The sequence below is a fragment of the Pseudoalteromonas sp. QJM3NY_22 genome (assembly GCF_056173065.1).
Map to the genome: position 1 here is coordinate 1352382 of NZ_CM149655.1, position 18594 is coordinate 1370975.

Consider the following 18594-nt stretch of genomic DNA (forward strand, 5'->3'; position numbering starts at 1 on the left):
CACTTCAATCAGCGGCTTTTTTATAGGTGCTAATTTAAACTTTAAACGTAAGTAAAAGGTCATTTACTTTACGAGAACCTTCAACCAGCTCTGCTGCACCTTTTGCGACATTAAAACTTAAATTGAGATTTTCGTCACCAAACCCCTTAATCTGCGATACATTATTACCAATATCATTACTAACTACCTGTTGCTCTTCTGCTGCAGTCGATATTTGAATTGCTAGTTGAGAAATCTCACTTATTTGAACAAAAATACCATCAAGTTCGATCTGAGTTTTAGCGGTTGTATCTACGCAAGTATCGGCTTGAGTTTTAGTGCTCTGCATTACTTTAGACCAGCTAAATAAGGTATCTTGTATTTCTTTAATTGAGCTATGGATTTGTGTTGTTGCATTTTGAGTCCTTGACGACAGAGTTCTTACTTCATCTGCTACAACGGCAAAGCCTCGACCATGTTCGCCTGCTCTTGCTGCTTCTATTGCTGCATTTAATGCCAGTAAGTTTGTTTGATCCGCAATCCCTTCAATTTCACTCATCACTTGACCTATTTTATCAGCCTCAGAAGCTAAGCTGCTTGCGGTTGTCGCGGCTTGTTCCACCTGTGTTGCTAAATCAGACACCATGATACTGTTTTCGGCAATATGATTTTTAATATCAGAGCAGCTTTGGTGAGTGAGGTTTACTTTATCTGCTGTTTCTGTGGTGCTATTTGATATTTCACCAATTGTTGAGCTCATTTGTGCCATAGCTGATGCTATTTGTTCTAAACGCTCACCTTGTGCCGCAATACCTTTTTCAGTCATCGCGGATTGTTTATCTAAGTCGGTCGCAATGTTATTAAAGCTTAATGTTGAATCTTTCATACGACCCAATACAGTACGTAATTTTGCACTGATCATTTGTTCTCTGTAATCACTTATACTATGTGGGTTATAGCCGCTATAAATATAACGAGATACCGAATCAGACTTAGCTTTTTGATCACGTAATATTTTAGGTGTCACAATTAGCTCTTCATAATTAAGAGCAATAACTAAACAGCAAATAAATAAGTTTATTAAGGCAATGCTTAGCGAACCAAATAGAGCAACATAAATTAGCCATAGTAATACGCATACAAAGCTGATGCTTTGTCTTATTGTTGTTTGTTCTTTGAGGCTAAATAGTGACTTACCCGCATTTATTTTATTATATAAGTCTTGTGCTTGTTGTTTTAGTTGTTGGCTTGGTTTTGTTCTTACAGATTGATAGCCAATAAGCTGACCATGTTCAAAAATAGGCGTTACAAATGCATCAACCCAATAGTAGCGGCCATCTTTACAGCGATTTTTTACCATACCTCGCCAAGAATGGCCTTGTTTTAAGATATCCCACATTTCTTTAAATGCTGCTTTAGGCATATCAGGATGACGTACTATATTATGATTTTTTCCTATGAGTTCTTCTGAGGTGTATCCAGCGATGATACAAAACTCTTGATTAGCATAAGTTATTACTCCCCTTAGGTCAGTCGTAGAAACAAGTTCTTGTGACTCATCAAAATGGACTTCTTCATTTTTTAAGCTTTTATTATTGCGCATTGTATTTTTTATCATCCTTTATCGTTGGCGTCATTATATTGCTTGTTAACTACAAAGCAAAAAAACAAAGTATTTCTTTAGTACTTATAATTTAAATTTCATATTTTTATGATCTACATCAAGTAATTGAATTGTTAAGCTGATTATTGAAAGTTAGGTGAGCCAATGTCGTGTAAGTGCCGGTCTATTTATTGATGAAATTTAATCTTTACTTTGAACTCAGAATAAAATGAATCGACTGCAAGTGGATTCAACAACGTAAGTACTGCAATGAGAGATTTTGAGTCGCGTGAGTCTTCACGTTTTTTAGGTTAAATACCCATGCAAAAAAATTGTATAATACCAAGAGCGGTGGCAATATTAGGGTTTACTGTATGATGCCTGCCATATCAAACGCATATCCAAATTGGATAAATGATAATTAATTTTGAGAAATTGTTTTGTTCTTAGCAATTTAATCTTGAGTCTAGGTAATTAGCCCCCATAACCCTATGATTAAGCCACGTGGCCCGAGGAAGCATTTTTGACAACACATGATTTAACAAATACGCTAAACGCGTTATCAGCAAATGAGCATAAACACGCAGTTAAAGGCATTAAGCGTGGTATTGAGCGAGAGTCGTTAAGAATAAAAAACGATGGTGTTATATCAGCTCAAGGGCATCCTAAAGGGGTTGGAAGTGCATTAACTAATGGGCATATCACCACTGATTTTTCTGAGTCTTTGCTTGAGTTCATTACCCCTGTTAGCGAATCGTCTATACAGACACTTAAGCAATTAAAAGATTTGCAAAAATTCACTTTAGAAAAAATGGGCGATGAATTACTTTGGCCTATTAGCATGCCGTGCTTTATTGAACATCAAGATGATATTGTATTAGCACAATTTGGCAGCTCAAATACTGGTCAAATGAAAACGTTATACCGTGAAGGGTTAAAAAATCGTTACGGTAGTATGATGCAAGCAATTGCAGGCGTACATTTTAATATTTCTTTTCCGGACACACTTTGGCAATCACTTCATTCACTAAAACAAAGTAACGCCAGTTTACAAGATTTTATCTCTGATGGTTATTTAGCACTGATCCGTAATTTTAAACGCGAGCTGTGGTTGATAAGTTATATGTTCGGTGCATCTCCGGCGCTATGTAATTCATTTTTACAAGGTCGCAAAACCGACTTGCCATTTAAAAAATTAGGGAAAGGTACACTTTATTTAGAAGTCGGTACTGCACTTCGTTTAGGTAATCTGGGGTATACAAATAGCGCACAGTCATCATTGCGCGTAATGTATAATTCACTAGATGAATATGTAGCGGGTTTGAAAAAAGCGATCAATACCCCATCTGAAATCTATAGCGATATTGACGATTATACGAGTGAAGATCCTAAGCAGCTTAATAAAAATATTTTGCAAATAGAAAATGAATTTTACTCACCAATTCGCCCTAAACGAAATGCTAAAAATGGTGAAACGCCGACAGACTCGCTGCTTAGAGCTGGCATTGAGTATGTAGAAATTCGCGCATTAGACGTTAACCCTTTTAGCGAAGTGGGTATTGATATAGAGCAAATTCACTTTTTAGATGTATTTTTAACATATTGTTTATTAAAAGATTCAGCTCCAATGGATTGGAAAGAACAAGCACGTAGTACAGAAAACCTCGACACAGTAGTCAATCAAGGTCGAGAAGAAGGACTAATGCTTAACTTTAATAACGAAGAACGAAGCCTGCAGTCGTGGGGGGGCGAAATATTTACCCAGCTAACGGATGTTGCTAGATGGATGGATAATGCTTACGGTGTTAATTATTACTCAGATACTATAAAGCGTATGGCAACGTGGATTGATAACCCCGCACTGACTTACTCGGGACGTTACGTTTCACAACTAAAAGAATCTGGTTTAGATAACGGGCACTTCGCATTAGCATTAGCTAATAAGTATAAAAAAAGTCATGCTGAAACTGACTACAGTGAGTTTTTAAAGCCTTGGCTGGAACAACAAGTTATAGAGTCTAATGAGGCACAAGTGGCAATTGAGCAAGCGGATACGCAATCGTTCAAAGCATTCTTAGATGCATATTTTGCCAGTAAGTAAGTTTAATGCCCACTATTTTTAGACAAAAAAACGCAGCCCAAGTTGGCTGCGTAAATACTTTTCAGGGATGAAACAATGCTGTACTGCTGCATTATAAAATCAGACCCACACTTTTTATAAAAGTTCAGTGAGATCTAAAAACATGAAAAAAAATGCACTAATGTTATCTCTAGCTATTACTCTTGCGGGGTGCGCTACAGCACCACCAAAGCAACCGAATGATATTTGTAAGATTTTTAAGGAAAAATCCGATTGGTATTTCGATGCAAGAGACGCTCAAGAAAAGTGGGGTTCACCTAAGCATGTATTAATGAGCATGATGTATCAAGAAAGCTCATTTAAACACGATGCAGCGCCACCAATGGAATACTTTTTGTGGATAATTCCAACTGGGCGTGCCAGTGACGCTTATGGTTACTCGCAAGCTAAGACTCCTACATGGGCAGATTATATTCGCGAAACAGGTAATAATGGTGCTGATAGAGATGACTTTGATGATGCAATAGATTTTATGGCATGGTTTGTTTATAAAACGCATAAAGTGAATGGTATTTCTAAATGGGATGCTTATGCGCAATATCTTAATTATCACGAAGGCTGGGGCGGATATAAGCGTGGTACTTATAAAAAGAAAAAATGGCTAATGGGCGTCGCAAATAAAGTTAAACACCGAGCTAGTCGCTATGGCGCACAATTAAAGCGTTGTGAAGAAGAGCTTGATAAAGGGTGGTTAGAGCGATTATTTAGTTAATTAACCTGAATTCTGGATAATAAATCTATCTCGAGTAGCTATTTTCAGCGTTAATTTTATTGAATTTACTGAAAATCTCTTAACCAGAGTTTAGGTTAATTATTTTCATTACTAAAAAAGGAGCCAATTCGGCTCCTTTTTACTTTAACGAGTTCGTTTATTGGGATGTATTTTTACCTGTTTAATCATGTTCTCTTTTACTTCAAGTACTTCAACAGGGTATCCCGCAATACGTAAACTAATATTTGCATCAGGAATATCTTCTAAATATTCAACAATTAAACCACTCAATGTTTTAGGACCGTCAAGTGGGAAATCCCAACCCATTTCTTTATTTAAATCGCGTACGTTAGCACCGCCATCCACAATACAAGAACCATCAGTTTGGGTTGTTACTTCTTCGCTCGGAGTGCGTGTTTGTGTTGTTGTAAAATCGCCAACCACTTCTTCTAAAATATCTTCAAGGGTTACTAGGCCTTGAATATCACCGTACTCATCAACGACGAGGCCAATACGTTCTTTAGATAATTGGAATTTTAAAAGTTGAGTATTAAGGGACGTACCTTCAGGAATAAAGTAAATTTCACGTACAGCACGTAGCAGCGAAGGTTTATCAAACTGCTCTTTTGTAAGAAGCCTAAGCGCATCGCGTGAGTGAATAAAACCGACGGCATCATCTATGTTATCTCTGTATAACAACACACGGGTATGTTGTGCATGAGTTAACTGGCGGCTAATTAGTTTCCAATCATCATTTATATCTATCGCCACAATTTCGTTACGTGGGATCATGATATCTTCAACGGTTACTTGTTCTAAGTCTAAAATTGAGGTGAGCATGCTTTGGTGGCGTGCAGGAATAAGTGCGCCTGACTCATTGAGTACGGTTTTTAATTCTTCTTTACTCATACTGTGTTCGTCTATTTGAGCGGCGCTAATACCAAATAATCGCAGTATTCCGTTGGTCATCCAGTTAATAACAACGACAAAAGGGAATAGAATTTTTAGTAACCCTTTAAGTATTATTGAGCTTGGAAAGGCCACTTTTTCAGGATAGAGGGCAGCAAGGGTTTTCGGAGTTACTTCGGCAAATATAAGCACGACTAAAGTTAACACACCCGTTGCTATAGCAATACCAAGGTCACCGTAAAGGCGAATGCCTATAATCGTAGCCACTTGGGCTGCTGCTATATTAACAAGATTGTTACCGATTAAGATTAAACCGATGAGCCTATCTGGACGGCTAAGTAATTTACTGACTCGTTTAGCTGCACGATGATCCTCTTTAGCGAGGTGTCGCAAGCGTATACGATTGATTGACATAATTCCGGTTTCAGAGCCGGAAAAGTAAGCAGAAAAAAGCACCAAAAAACCTAAAATGATAAATAGGGTACTTGTCGATATGTCGTCCAACGATGGATCCTTTTCTTATAAATCAATGCGTATTAAGCTAGAGTGAGCAAGCAGAGTCAAGTTAAAACTTATTTAGTATTACTTCTTGTATGAAACGGCTGCCAAAATAAGCAAGTGTGAGGATAAATGCAGCAATCATAATTGTAATAACGACCGGTTTTCCTCGCCAACCTTTTTTCATATGACCTAATGCAACAACAGCAAAAATTACCCACGCGATTAACGACAGTATCGTTTTATGGATAAACTCTTTAGCAAACATCCCATCAAGAAATAAAAACCCTGACAGCAATGCAAAAGTAAGAAGGATTGTCCCTAAGTTTAAAAGTTGGTAGAGCTGGCGCTCAACAACCATCAGAGGGGGTAAATGACTGTGTACAATTGCTAAATCTTTTCGTTTTAATCGCTTATCGATAAAGTAAAACTGTACGCCATATAGGGTAGCAATAATCAAAATACAGTATGCGAGTAAAGAAATAGAGATATGTGTCACTAAGCCTATTTCAACATTTATACTTTGCAACAAAAGATGGTGCGGTATAAATAAACTAGCGATAGTTAGAAGTGCTGCGAAACCGTAAACAACCGGAAGTAATAGGGTCGCCGGAAACTTTAATGACACGGCTGTGACAGATACAACAATAACCCAACAGGTAAGTAAAGAGACATTAACGATACTTAAATCTTGACCATCGGATCGAAACACTGAATTCACTAACAGCAGCATGTGCGCCAATATAGCAACCGTACTTAATATTACAGTTACTTTCTGGCTAGGGCCTTGTTGATGAAACAGTCGTGATAGCACGTGAGACGTTGCTAACACATAAAATAAACTGGCAATAATAGTTAAACTAATAATCAGCATTGTGCTTGGGCCACTTAATTTGAGTCAAAAAATCCTTGTTGTTATATTGGCATTGTATTTTATAGCAAAGCAAATGGATAGACCTTAAAAAAAGAAACTCAACTAGCGGCACTTGAACACTGTATTGTCCGGCACCATTTACGGTATACTGTTTTTAATTCAAATTTAATAATATCAATATCCTTAATTGGATGGCTAAATAAAAAAGCTGTGTAATTAGATTGATATAACGTCTTATCGGAACCGATACATGTTTGAGAACCTCCAAGAACGATTAGGTAAAACCTTAAAAAATATCAGTGGTCGTGGCCGCCTAACTGAAGACAACATTAAAGACACTCTTCGTGAAGTGCGTATGGCTTTTTTAGAAGCCGATGTGGCGTTGCCAGTTGTTCGTGACTTTGTAAAGCAAGTAAAGGAACGTGCAGTCGGTGTTGAAGTTACAAAAAGCTTAAGCCCAGGCCAAGTATTTGTAAAAATAGTACGCGAAGAGCTTGAAAAAGCGATGGGTGAAGCAAACGAAGAGCTAAGCTTAAACGCGCAACCGCCTGCGGTTGTAATGATGGCTGGTCTTCAAGGTGCAGGTAAAACAACCAGTGTCGCAAAGCTTGCAAAATTTTTAAAAGAGCGTAAGAAAAAATCTGTACTAGTAGTGAGTGCCGACGTATACCGTCCTGCGGCAATTAAGCAGTTAGAAACGCTTGCTGCTGAAGTTGATGTTGATTTTTTCCCAAGTGATATCTCGCAAAAACCTGTAGATATTGCAACAGCAGCTATTTCTCATGCAAAAAAGAAATTCATCGATGTAGTACTTGTTGATACCGCAGGGCGTTTACATGTCGATAGTGACATGATGGACGAAATTAAAGACCTTCATAAAGCAATCAACCCAATTGAAACATTATTTGTTGTTGATGCAATGACAGGTCAAGATGCGGCAAATACAGCTAAAGCATTTGACGAGGCATTACCACTTACCGGTGTTATATTAACAAAGACTGATGGTGATGCACGTGGTGGTGCGGCTTTATCTATTCGTCATATAACAGGTAAGCCTATTAAGTTTATGGGTGTTGGTGAGCGCACTGACGCACTTGAACCTTTTCATCCTGACCGTATAGCGTCACGTATTTTAGGCATGGGTGATGTACTTTCATTAATCGAAGAAGTCGAGATGAAAGTAGATAAAGAGCAAGCTGCCAGAGTTGCTGAAAAAGTATTTAAAGGCGCAGGCTTTACCCTTGATGATTTTGCGGATCAACTAAAGCAAATGAAAAATATGGGGGGCATGATGTCGATGCTCGATAAGCTCCCTGGTATGTCTAACTTACCAGATGCAGTTAAAGGTCAAATGGGTGATAAAACATTTATCCAAATGGAAGCTATTATTAGCTCGATGACTAAAAAAGAGCGTGCACGCCCAGAAATTATTAAAGGTTCGCGTAAAAAACGTATTGCAGCTGGCTCAGGTACACAGGTACAAGAAATCAATAAGTTGCTTAAGCAATTTACGCAAATGCAAAAAATGATGAAAAAAATGAAAGGCAAAGGCGGCATGACCAAAATGATGCGCGGTATGAAAGGCATGTTACCTCCTGGAATGATGGGCGGCGGCGGCCCTAAATTTTAAATATTAGCCTTTAGCTATTTTTGAAAGAATAAATAAACGACAAAAAAGGAGCAAATAGCTCCTTTTTTATTGAATAAATTATGCGCGTAATACCTCATAAGCTCTAATTTTCAGTTGAGATCACGGTTTAACCTACTAAACTGCCTTTTTGCTGCACTTCTTACTTGCGTTATTGCCAAAAACTCGTACAATTCCCCAGCTCCCCATTCTGGGGAGTAAATCTTATTAATGAAAACAGTCAATCTTTATAGAGGACGGTATGGTAACTATTCGTTTGCAACGTGGTGGCGCTAAAAAACGCCCTTTCTATCAAATTGTGGTTGCGGATAGCCGTTTCTCGCGTGACGGTCGCTTCATCGAGAAAGTAGGCTTTTTTAACCCAATTGCTTCAGGTCAAGAAGAAAAAATTCGTTTAGATTTACCACGTGTTGAACACTGGGTAGGTCAGGGCGCATCTCTTTCAGATCGCGTAGCTAAGTTAGTAAAAGACGCTCGTAAAGCGGCTTAATAGGCGTAAGTGTAACCATGAGTCAAGAGAACACCTCATCAATAATTGTCGTAGGAAAGCTCGGTGCCCCATATGGTATAAAGGGCTGGCTTAAGGTACATTCATTTACTGATGATCCCATAGGGATCTTCGATTTCAGCCCGTGGTTGATAGGGCAGCAAGGTAAATGGCAGTCCTTAGAAGTGGTCGACTGGCGTCGCCACAACAAAGGCTTTATCGCTAAATTTGCGCAAATAAACGATCGAGACGAAGCAATGGCTTATACCCATGCAGAAATTTCGATGGATTCAGCGCAATTACCTGAACTCCCGCAAGGTGAGTTCTATTGGCGAGATCTCATTGGCATGTCGGTTGTAACTGATAAAGGTTATAGCTTAGGCATTGTTGATGACCTGATGGAGACAGGATCAAATGACGTACTAGTTGTGAAAGCAAATAGTAAAGATGCATTTGGTCAAGCTGAGCGTTTGATTCCTTTTTTAACTGATTCAGTTATTAAAGAAGTTAAATACGACGCAAGAGAAATTACCGTAGACTGGGATCCTGGGTTTTAATGACGCAAACTAGTTCATTATGGGTAGGGGTGATAAGCCTTTTTCCAGACATGTTTGACGCTATTACAGACCAAGGTGTTACCGGTCGCGCAGTAAAAAATGGCTTAATTGATTTTAACTGCTGGAATCCGCGAGACTACGCTTTAGATAAGCATAGAACCGTAGATGACCGTCCTTACGGGGGCGGACCGGGTATGTTAATGATGGTTGAACCATTAAAAAAAGCGATTGCCGAAGCTAAAAAAGCTGCTGGTGATGGTGCTAAAGTAATTTATATGTCCCCGCAAGGGCGCAAACTTGATCAGCAAGGCGCTAGCGAACTCGCTAACGCTAAAAAACTGATTTTGATTGCCGGTCGCTATGAAGGTATAGATGAGAGAATAATAGAATCATATGTTGACGAAGAATGGTCGATTGGTGATTTTATTTTGAGTGGAGGTGAACTACCTGCCATGACATTAATTGACGCAGTAGCGCGATTAGTGCCAGGTGTGTTAGGTCATAACCAGTCAGCGGAACAAGATTCATTTTCGGATGGCTTGTTAGATTGTCCACACTATACACGACCAGAAACATTGGACGACAAACAGGTTCCTGCTGTATTACTCAGTGGTAACCACCAAGAGATAGCAAAATGGCGGCTTATGCAGTCATTAGGCAGAACTTGGTTACGACGTCCTGACTTGTTGCATAACCTAGCTCTGACTGAGGAGCAAGCGGTATTACTCGCGAAATTTCAGCAAGAGTACCAAAAAGCTTGTGGCTAGAAGACAGTTACACCTAGGAAAGTGAGAAACATAATGGCAAAAGTAAACCAAAATATTATTAAAGCGCTTGAAGATGAGCAGCTTAAAACAGACGTACCTGCATTTGGCCCTGGTGATACAGTGGTTGTACAGGTAAAAGTAAAAGAAGGTGCTAAAGAGCGTCTACAGGCCTTTGAAGGTGTTGTAATCGCTAAGCGTAATCGTGGTCTTCACTCAGCATTCACAGTTCGTAAAATCTCGAACGGTGAAGGCGTTGAGCGTGTATTCCAAACGCACAGCCCTCTTATTGATAGCGTAACAGTTAAGCGTCGCGGTGCAGTTCGCCGTGCTAAGCTTTACTATCTACGTGAGCGTTCTGGTAAATCTGCACGTATTAGAGAAAAACTTAACTAATACGCGCTGTTTATCAACGCAAAAAAACGGGTTGCATCCTTCGGGTTGCAACCCGTTTTGGTTTTAGAATATTATTTTCTCAATTCTCAATTCTCAATTCTCAATTCTTCATTAGTAAAATTTCCGCTTTAGCCTTTTCTCAGTTACCTGATCCTGTTAGTATTTATCGTATTGATTAGTTTACTTTTATGTAAATTTATATTTACGTTATTTGTTTTTTAAGGTGGGATGAACGTGGCTGACATAAGTGATTTAGCACAGCTAAGAGAGGGTATAGATGAATGCGACGCACAACTTGTTGCCTTACTTGCTAAACGTAACGGTATTACGCAAAAGATTGGTGAGATAAAACAACAAACAGGGGCGCCTTTACATGCACCTGAACGTGAAGCAGAGCTATTAGCAGCAAGACGACAAGAAGCGATCAATCAAAGTGTAAGCCCAGATCTTGTTGAAGATATACTAAGACGCATGATGCGAGAAGCCTATCAAAACCAACAAGCAAAACTTGCATGTGCTGCGCCAGAGCTTTCACCTATTGTTATTGTGGGCGGCCAAGGTGCCATGGGTCAGTTATTTGCTCAGCAGTTTATTCGCTCAGGTTACAACGTTAAAATTTTAGATAAAGATCAGCAAAACGAAGCGCAAGGTATTTTAAAGGGTGCCAAGCTAGTAATGATCAGCGTGCCAATTAACGCATTGGGCGCTGTAGTAGCTAAGTTACCTAAACTAGATGATGATTGCTTACTCGTTGATATTACATCGGTAAAGCAATCACCTATTAAAGCACTAAAAGTCGCGCACAGTGGCCCTGTAGTTGGTTTGCATCCTATGTTTGGACCTGACATATCACACTGGGTAAAACAAACAGTCGTTGTATGTGAAGGGCGAGATCACCAAGCCGCAAAAGGATTATTAGAGCAATTACAGGTTTGGGGTTGTCAGCTTGTTGAGCTTGACGCAAAAAAACACGATGAAGCAATGCAAATTATTCAAGTAATGCGTCATTTAACAACCTTTGTCTACGGACAGTTTTTAGCAAAACAAAGCCATACACTTGAGGAACTACGTAGTTGTTCATCACCTATTTATCAACTTGAATTAATGATGGTAGGGCGTTTATTTGCTCAATCACCTGAGCTTTACTCTGATATTATGTTAGCGCAGTTTGATGATGTAGAGACTTTACTCGCGCAGTATCAAGATACCTTTGCTAACACATTAGAAAAATTAAAGGCGGGAGATAAAGCAGCACTTATTGATTCTTTTGCGCAGGCTAAAGTTTACTTTTCTGACTCGACAGAACACTTTTTAACGCAAAGCAGAAGCTTATTAAATAAAGCGAATGATTCAAAAGTGCTAGATTAATATTTGTTATACCGTTTGCTTAGATATGGGGGGGGAAATCCCTCAAATTGATTAAGTATTATTGCGGGTTGGTATTATACAGATTAGCACTGGTTAACTAAAAGGGCCTATATCGGCCCTTTTTGATTTATAAAATTGCTTATTGAGTATTCACGCTTACTGCCTGTAATGACTCGCTTTGGTAGCATCCTAAAATACGTACATATTGGGTGTGCTCTTTAAGTTCTTCTAGCGCTTCTTTTACTTGGCTATCCGCTAAATTTGCTTCTAAATCGACATAAAACACCTCTTCCCATGGGTTACCAGGCATTGGGCGAGACTCCAGTTTAACTAAATTAATCTTATGCTGTTTAAAAATCATTAACGCGTCAGCAAGCGACCCCGCTTGTTGTTTTGTAGACATGATCAAACTGGTCTTAGTTGGAATTTGATTCGAAACTTGCAGTGGTTTGCGAGCAACGACAATAAAGCGGCTATGGTTTTCACTTTGATTAGCAAGATTAGTTTTAATAACTTCTAACCCTACGTTTTTCCCTGCTTGCGCTGAACCAATTGCAGCACTCATTGGCGTATTTAGTGCCGACTGCAGCGCGCTTGACGTTGAGTCACAGGTTTCGTGTTGTAACTCACCTAAGCCCTGTAAAAAACGACTGCACTGCGCAAATGGTTGAGGATGGGCGAATATTTTTGTTAATTGGCCTAGTTCTGTATTAGGTGTCGCTAATAAACAATGTTCAACGCTGTGTGTTACTTCACCAACAATAGATACTTGTGCGTGTTGGAGTAAATCAAACACCTCATTAATACTACCCGAACTGGTATTTTCAATAGGTAATAAACCAAAATCAGCTTGGCCGTTTTCTACTTTACCTGTTATTTCGTCAAACGATGTACAACCAATTTCAACTAATTTACCAGGGCGGCGGCTAAAGTATTTATGACATGCTAGCTGGCTATAAGAACCCTGACCACCTAAGTAAGTTACACGATGTGTTTCACTAAGGGCATCTGGATTAAGGTTTTTTTGTAGCATAGCTTGTTGGTGTAAAACAGAATCTTCCAAAATAGTTTGAAAAACATTATTTACGTAGTAAGCATCTAAACCTAGTGATTTACCATAACCAATCAGTTTCTCTAAAAGTGCGAGTTCACGTGCTTCATCGCGAATTGGTTTATTGTTAGCAATTTTGTATTCAACCACACCATGGCTAATGCGGCGGCGCTTGGCGAGCAACACAAGTAAATCTGAATCTATTTCATTTATGTCGTGTCTTAATGTATTTAATACATCATTGGTCATTTTGGTTTCCTCATTCCAAAAAACAAGCTGTTATTATGCAGCAGAAATAAAAAAGCCTCCCGGTTGGGAGGCTTTACTATTCGATTGATTTTATCTCACAAACAGGTCAGCCTCTTTTATATAAAGAAGCTAAAAAACGAAAAGGTAGTGTGAGAACAAATAATATTCATCATTACAATGTATGGAGAGTTACCATTAATGTCAACAGACAGTTATGCGAAATAATGAGTTAACTATAAATTTAATATTTATCGTTCTATTTTTTTAGAGATAAACTATAAAAAATTGTAACTATTCAGCCACATTTTCAATAAATATATCAGGTAACTGATTTTTGAAGAGTAATTCAAGGGCTAGGCTTGCTGATACATGCTGTTTTCTGCAAGTCGAGAGGTAGCTTCTGATTAAACAAAACATCTCTGCACCTTGCATGCTTCTGAAGCACCCAGATATCTTTTGATGAACCTTGGTCATCCTAATATCATTCTCACCTTGGTTGTTGCTAAAAGGCACCGCTGTTTCCGTCATGAACCGTAAGACATCATCTTGATAATCTCTTAACCGCTCTAACAACGCTCTAGACTTTGTTCGTTTCAATCTGCCTCGCTGGCCTTTTACTCGGCTGTTTCTATCCGGTGGAGGGCATTTAATGTCACCTTGAGCCAATATTTGTTGATATTTCTCTATATAGTGAGCTTTTGTGTCTGCATCTAGCTCGGGGTTATCTATTTGATGTTTATTGATTTCAGTCAGTAGGGTTTGCAAATCCTTTGCCCATTGCATACCGTCTTGCTCCCATGCCCTTTCTAACTCTCGGATATGATGTGCATTACACAAGGCATGTTGGCACTGTGTATATTGATAATACGGTTTCCAGTGGTCGTGGCATAGTACCCCAGTAAAGTGAGGTAAAATATCGGCGTCATCCATCGCTATTTTCCCTCTTTTCTCATGCGGGTAAAAATACGTCCACCACGTCGTTGATGCACCATGAAGCCATCGTCGTTTACCACCTATATTAATCCCCGTTTCATCAACGTGTAAGGCTTGATAAGTCGTTTTCAGGGCTTTCTTGAGCGCGGCTTCTGCGCCGGAGGACTTTACCAAGGCCGCTGCTTGTTCATTAAAGTTAAATAAACTACCCGCACTGATTGGAATACCGAGTTGATCACAAAAATATTCTTCAATGCGGTTGTAAGGGAGTAATTGATATTGGGATAGGTAAACTGCATGGGCTTTTACACCAACCCCATATTGAATAGGACTGTTAACGTCTTCTGGAAATTCACCAATAAAACGCTTACCTTGCTCATTTTCCAGAATTTGTGCTTGGTATTCAGTGACCACTTTCCTGATATCTATATCGACAACCTGTCGTTTTTGAAAGCCAATTTCACGGTAGTGACCTTTCGGTAAAAAATCACGTTCAACTAGGATGATTTTGATCTCATCAGGCGTCTGTGTTTGGGTTAGTGTTTTACCTGCACGGCCTTTTTGACCACCCGCTGACTTGGCTGATTTCTCTTTGTTTTGTTTTTTTCGGTTGATGTCTTTTGATGGCGGGATACTGCTATTGTTACTGTTAAGTCCTAATTTACTTGCTAACATAACAACGACAACCAGAATGAGTTCAATAGACATCTTCAGCGCAGGCGTGAGAGTTTTACCTTCTTGTAATTGAGCTTTGGTTTTCTCAACGATTTCGTCGATGTTGATGCTGTTTAAATTCATTGAAGCTAGGGCTATTAGGTCATAGCCCTAGCTTGGCATACTGGCGGGATCGGTCAATAGTTAAAAAAGATCCTTTGAAAATAATTTACCATGGTGAATAGTTACAAAAAATTTATAATTACGAAGCGGATCTGGTATATTTCGGCTACTGGTTAAAAATAATAACAATTACTAATAAGGTTGACCTGTGGTGTATCGACGCCCTCCATCGCGTTTTGGTGTTAACTCACTAAGTGTAAAATTATCATTGCTAATATCTGCAATTTGTTTAATTGCGGGCGTGTGTGCGGCTGCCTTAATGCTCAAGTCAGAAGAAAAGCAACTTGTTTTTGAAGAGCACGAAGTACTTAAAGGTTCAACAGAGTTACTTGTTAAGCAATTTGATGGATTGATTAAAAGCAAAGTTAATACCGCAGAGCAGGCCAATAAAGTTGTTGCAGAGCAGCTGTTCTCTACACAAGTTTCAATTGATCTTAAAAACAGGTCTCAGTTACAGTTTAACAGTGATGGTACAATCCGAAGTGCGTCTGCAGATGGTTTATCAGCAGCTTATTTACCGCAAGAGAGTTACTCACCTTTTTATAAGCAATTAATTAACGACTCAGAATCATTATGGCGAATTATCTCCCCAACAATTATTAATGATTTTTTTAATTTTTACTTAATTACTAAAGATAACTTTATACGGATATCTCCGCCTAATTGGGCACTAAATGCACCCGCCGGATTTAAGTTCACTAAAGGGCCTACATTTAATTATGTTCAAGGAAAAACTAACCCAAGCCGTGAACCAACGTGGTCAAATGTTTACTACGATAAAGTTTGGCGTAAATGGGTTATTAGTTTATTAGTTCCGATTTATGTCGATAATGAGTTTTTAGGTGTGACAGGCAATGATATTGCGCTTGATACGCTTATATTTCAGTTGCCTGTGGGCGACAAAGAAAAACATTTATTAGTATTTGATAGCAAAGGGCAGCTGTTAGCGCACCCAGAAGTAAGTTCGAGCTTATTAGCCAGTTACGGGAGTAAAGGTAAAGTACTTAAAACCTACGACTTTGTTAACCAAGAACTACAATCGATTATTAGTGATGCAACTAAAAGGAAGTTACCTGAATACGCGAATTCATTTAAGCAAAATGGTGAAGCGCATATTATTAATATCCGTAAAGTAGAAGGTTTAGATTGGTATATTGGTGTCTATAAAAAACGTTCATCGACGCTCTCAGCTCTTCAAGAACTGAAGCTTAAGTTTTTTGGGTTATTCATTCTATATGCGATTTTAGTTGCTTTATTGCTACATCAAGCACTTTATCAGCTTGTTCTTCGTCGCCTTCATACTTTAGTTTATGCAGTGACAAACTTTGGCCAAGGGAAGTTAACAACTGAATTCCCTGAAGAAAATAAAGATGAAATTGGCACATTGAACGGCTCATTTAGAGATATGGCAGTAGAAATACGCAAACTCATTGATGGCCTCAATATGCGTATTACAGAAAAAGAAATAGCAGAAAAAGCAGCTAATCGTTTATCCAAAGCGGTTGCATTTTCTGGGACTGGTGTTGTGATCACCGATGAAAACTTCTTTATAGAATATGTAAACCCTAAAATGCTTGAGATGACAGGGTATCAAGAAAGTCACTTTAGTAGAGCGCCATTGTTAAGTATTATTGCCTCCGAAATGGCCATTTTGGTTGAAGACATAGACATTGATCTGAGAAGTCGTAACTATTGGCGTGGTGATACACTTATTCAAGCTTTAGATAAACAACCCATTTGGGTTTCGCTGAGTGTTTCTCCAATTCGCGAGGACGGCGGAAAAATAACAAGTTATGTTGCGTCTGCGCAAGATATTTCATTTGTAAAAGAAAGTCAGCGTAAAATGGAGCAGTTAGCTTATTTTGACACATTGACTGGCTTAGCAAATAGAACGTTTTTTAGAATGCAGTTACGCAAATCGATGGCACTTGCAGAAAGAGGGCATTATGCCTTTGCACTATTTTACTTCGATTTAGATGAGTTTAAACGTATTAACGACACACTAGGGCACGATGCTGGGGATCAGTTGTTAATAGAGGTGGCAAATAGGCTCAAAAAACGTTTAAGAGCAGAAGATACCATTGCTCGATTAGGCGGAGATGAGTTTGCGGTTTTACTCAGTGGTATTGAGCATCAAGAGCATGCTACCGATGTTGCGAATACGATTCAAAAAACGTTAAATGTGCCTATAAAACTTGGCAGTAATGAAGTTATTATTAGTGCCAGTATAGGTATTACAATGGCCCCTTACGACAGCCTTGAAGAAGATCAGTTGTTAAAACATGCCGACTTGGCCATGTATGAAGCCAAAGCAAAAGGGCGTAATACATTTCACTTTTATAGCCAAGAATTGGACTCTGCGGCAAATGAGCGATTATTTATAGAAAACGAACTACGACAAGCATTGAAAGAAAAACAATTTGCTGTTTACTATCAACCACAAGTCGATAGCCGAAATCAGCATGTTGTTGGCTATGAAGCTTTGCTTAGGTGGTTTCACCCAACAGAGGGGCTTATTCCTCCTACCAAGTTTATACCAATTGCCGAGGCAACAGGTTTAATTGTTGAGTTGGGTGCTTGGGTACTTCAAGAAGCATGCGATTTTGCAGTTAGATTACAAGAGAAAGGCCGAAGTAATAATATTTCGATTAACTTATCTGTTCGTCAATTTAAAGATGCTAGCTTAGTACCAATGCTTAGTAAAATGATTATTAAATCAGGGGTGTCTGCTAAGCATCTGCATTTAGAATTAACCGAAAGCATGCTAATGGGAAATGTCGAAGCAGCAATAACGCAGTTGCATGAGCTTAAGGCATTAGGTGTTTCGATTTCTATAGATGATTTTGGTACAGGTTACTCGTCTTTAAGTTATTTAAAACGATTCCCGGTCAACATATTAAAAATTGATCGTTCATTCGTAAAAGACATCCCAGAGGATAGCAATGATATGGAAATTACGGCTGCAATTATTGCAATGGCGCAAAAGTTAAAACTTAAAGTGGTTGCTGAAGGTGTTGAGACGATAGAACAAATACAATTTTTGCAAAATAATAATTGTTTTATAGTGCAAGGGTATTATTTTAGCCCACCAATTACTGAATCTGAGTTACCAAAATTGTTTGATAGGCTAAAGGATATACCTGACTTTGAAGCGTTACAAAGTGAGTAGTAAAATGCGGGTTTAGCCACCCGCAATTTTCACTTTAAATTTTAAGCCTTCGAGAATCGCTTTTAGCTTGTCTCGATCATCACCTTGAACTTCAATAGTGCCATCTTTAACTGCCCCACCTTGGCCCATTTTGCTTTTAATTGTTTTGGCCAGCTTTTTTAAATCATGATCTTTTGCATCTATTCCAACAACCAGCATAACTCCTTTGCCTTTACGTCCTTTTGTTTGACGTTCAATACGCAAAAAACCATCTTTAAAAATTTTTCCGGTACTTTCTTTTTCTGGTTTAGGCTGACTAATGCGCCCAGAATCCGTCGAATATACTAAGTGATTATCACTCATACCTAACCTACATAGATAAAATGAATTAAACAATAGCTCAAATGATAACAAATTTGCGCTAGTGTGTTTTTCTTTTTG

Annotated in this window: 15 protein-coding genes; 9 read left to right on the forward strand and 6 right to left on the reverse strand. The window is 38.7% G+C overall.

What is annotated here, in order from left to right:
* Window positions 1–34: 34 nt before the first annotated feature.
* Window positions 35–1582, reverse strand: a complete 1548-nt coding sequence (locus tag AC0VZ4_RS05950) for a methyl-accepting chemotaxis protein (RefSeq protein ID WP_475441190.1) — start codon at window positions 1580–1582, stop codon at window positions 35–37.
* Between the two features lie 523 nt (window positions 1583–2105).
* Here AC0VZ4_RS05950 and gshA point away from each other — a divergent pair.
* Together gshA and AC0VZ4_RS05960 are read left to right on the forward strand one after the other, a co-directional pair.
* Window positions 2106–3683: a glutamate--cysteine ligase gene (gene gshA / locus AC0VZ4_RS05955; protein ID WP_475441191.1), complete on the forward strand. Its 1578-nt coding sequence runs from the start codon at window positions 2106–2108 to the stop codon at window positions 3681–3683.
* Window positions 3684–3825: 142 nt separating this feature from the next.
* Complete coding sequence (locus AC0VZ4_RS05960) at window positions 3826–4434, forward strand: transglycosylase SLT domain-containing protein (protein ID WP_007378361.1); 609 nt, start codon at window positions 3826–3828, stop codon at window positions 4432–4434.
* Window positions 4435–4578: 144 nt separating this feature from the next.
* On the opposite strand, the gene AC0VZ4_RS05965 is transcribed toward AC0VZ4_RS05960, so the two are convergent.
* Both AC0VZ4_RS05965 and AC0VZ4_RS05970 read right to left on the reverse strand, forming a co-directional pair.
* Window positions 4579–5847, reverse strand: a complete 1269-nt coding sequence (locus AC0VZ4_RS05965) for an HlyC/CorC family transporter (protein ID WP_008135726.1) — start codon at window positions 5845–5847, stop codon at window positions 4579–4581.
* Window positions 5848–5908: 61 nt separating this feature from the next.
* Complete coding sequence (locus tag AC0VZ4_RS05970) at window positions 5909–6715, reverse strand: cytochrome C assembly family protein (protein WP_007378359.1); 807 nt, start codon at window positions 6713–6715, stop codon at window positions 5909–5911.
* A gap of 250 nt (window positions 6716–6965) precedes the next feature.
* Here AC0VZ4_RS05970 and ffh point away from each other — a divergent pair, with 250 nt between their 5' ends.
* The 6 genes from ffh (at window position 6966) to tyrA (ending at window position 11935) form a co-directional block, all read left to right on the forward strand.
* The gene (gene ffh / locus AC0VZ4_RS05975) at window positions 6966–8345 is read left to right on the forward strand and encodes a signal recognition particle protein (protein ID WP_008135724.1); all 1380 of its coding nucleotides are present in this window, start codon (window positions 6966–6968) and stop codon (window positions 8343–8345) included.
* A gap of 259 nt (window positions 8346–8604) precedes the next feature.
* Window positions 8605–8853, forward strand: a complete 249-nt coding sequence (gene rpsP / locus AC0VZ4_RS05980) for a 30S ribosomal protein S16 (RefSeq protein WP_002962192.1) — start codon at window positions 8605–8607, stop codon at window positions 8851–8853.
* 17 nt (window positions 8854–8870) lie between these two features.
* Window positions 8871–9407, forward strand: a complete 537-nt coding sequence (gene rimM, locus AC0VZ4_RS05985; protein ID WP_008135722.1) for a ribosome maturation factor RimM — start codon at window positions 8871–8873, stop codon at window positions 9405–9407.
* A complete protein-coding gene (gene trmD, locus AC0VZ4_RS05990; RefSeq protein ID WP_008135721.1) occupies window positions 9407–10174 on the forward strand; it encodes a tRNA (guanosine(37)-N1)-methyltransferase TrmD in 768 nt (255 codons plus the stop codon). The genes rimM and trmD overlap by 1 nt, the downstream gene beginning before the upstream one ends.
* 33 nt (window positions 10175–10207) lie before the next feature.
* Window positions 10208–10567, forward strand: coding sequence for a 50S ribosomal protein L19 (gene rplS / locus AC0VZ4_RS05995; protein WP_007581406.1), 360 nt, complete (start codon window positions 10208–10210; stop codon window positions 10565–10567).
* A gap of 234 nt (window positions 10568–10801) precedes the next feature.
* On the forward strand, window positions 10802–11935 hold the full coding sequence (gene tyrA, locus AC0VZ4_RS06000; protein WP_475441192.1) for a bifunctional chorismate mutase/prephenate dehydrogenase: 1134 nt from the start codon (window positions 10802–10804) through the stop codon (window positions 11933–11935).
* 139 nt (window positions 11936–12074) lie between these two features.
* On the opposite strand, the gene AC0VZ4_RS06005 is transcribed toward tyrA, so the two are convergent.
* Complete coding sequence (locus tag AC0VZ4_RS06005) at window positions 12075–13235, reverse strand: chorismate mutase (RefSeq protein WP_149615347.1); 1161 nt, start codon at window positions 13233–13235, stop codon at window positions 12075–12077.
* 291 nt (window positions 13236–13526) lie between these two features.
* On the reverse strand, window positions 13527–14966 hold the full coding sequence (gene tnpC, locus AC0VZ4_RS06010; RefSeq protein ID WP_475439674.1) for an IS66 family transposase: 1440 nt from the start codon (window positions 14964–14966) through the stop codon (window positions 13527–13529).
* Between the two features lie 187 nt (window positions 14967–15153).
* Between tnpC and AC0VZ4_RS06015 the strand changes: the two genes are divergently transcribed.
* Window positions 15154–18174, forward strand: a complete 3021-nt coding sequence (locus tag AC0VZ4_RS06015) for a bifunctional diguanylate cyclase/phosphodiesterase (RefSeq protein ID WP_475441193.1) — start codon at window positions 15154–15156, stop codon at window positions 18172–18174.
* A gap of 12 nt (window positions 18175–18186) precedes the next feature.
* Here the strand turns inward: AC0VZ4_RS06015 and AC0VZ4_RS06020 are convergent, their stop codons facing one another.
* Complete coding sequence (locus tag AC0VZ4_RS06020) at window positions 18187–18516, reverse strand: SUI1 family translation initiation factor (RefSeq protein WP_007378351.1); 330 nt, start codon at window positions 18514–18516, stop codon at window positions 18187–18189.
* Between the last annotated feature and the right edge of the window lie 78 nt (window positions 18517–18594).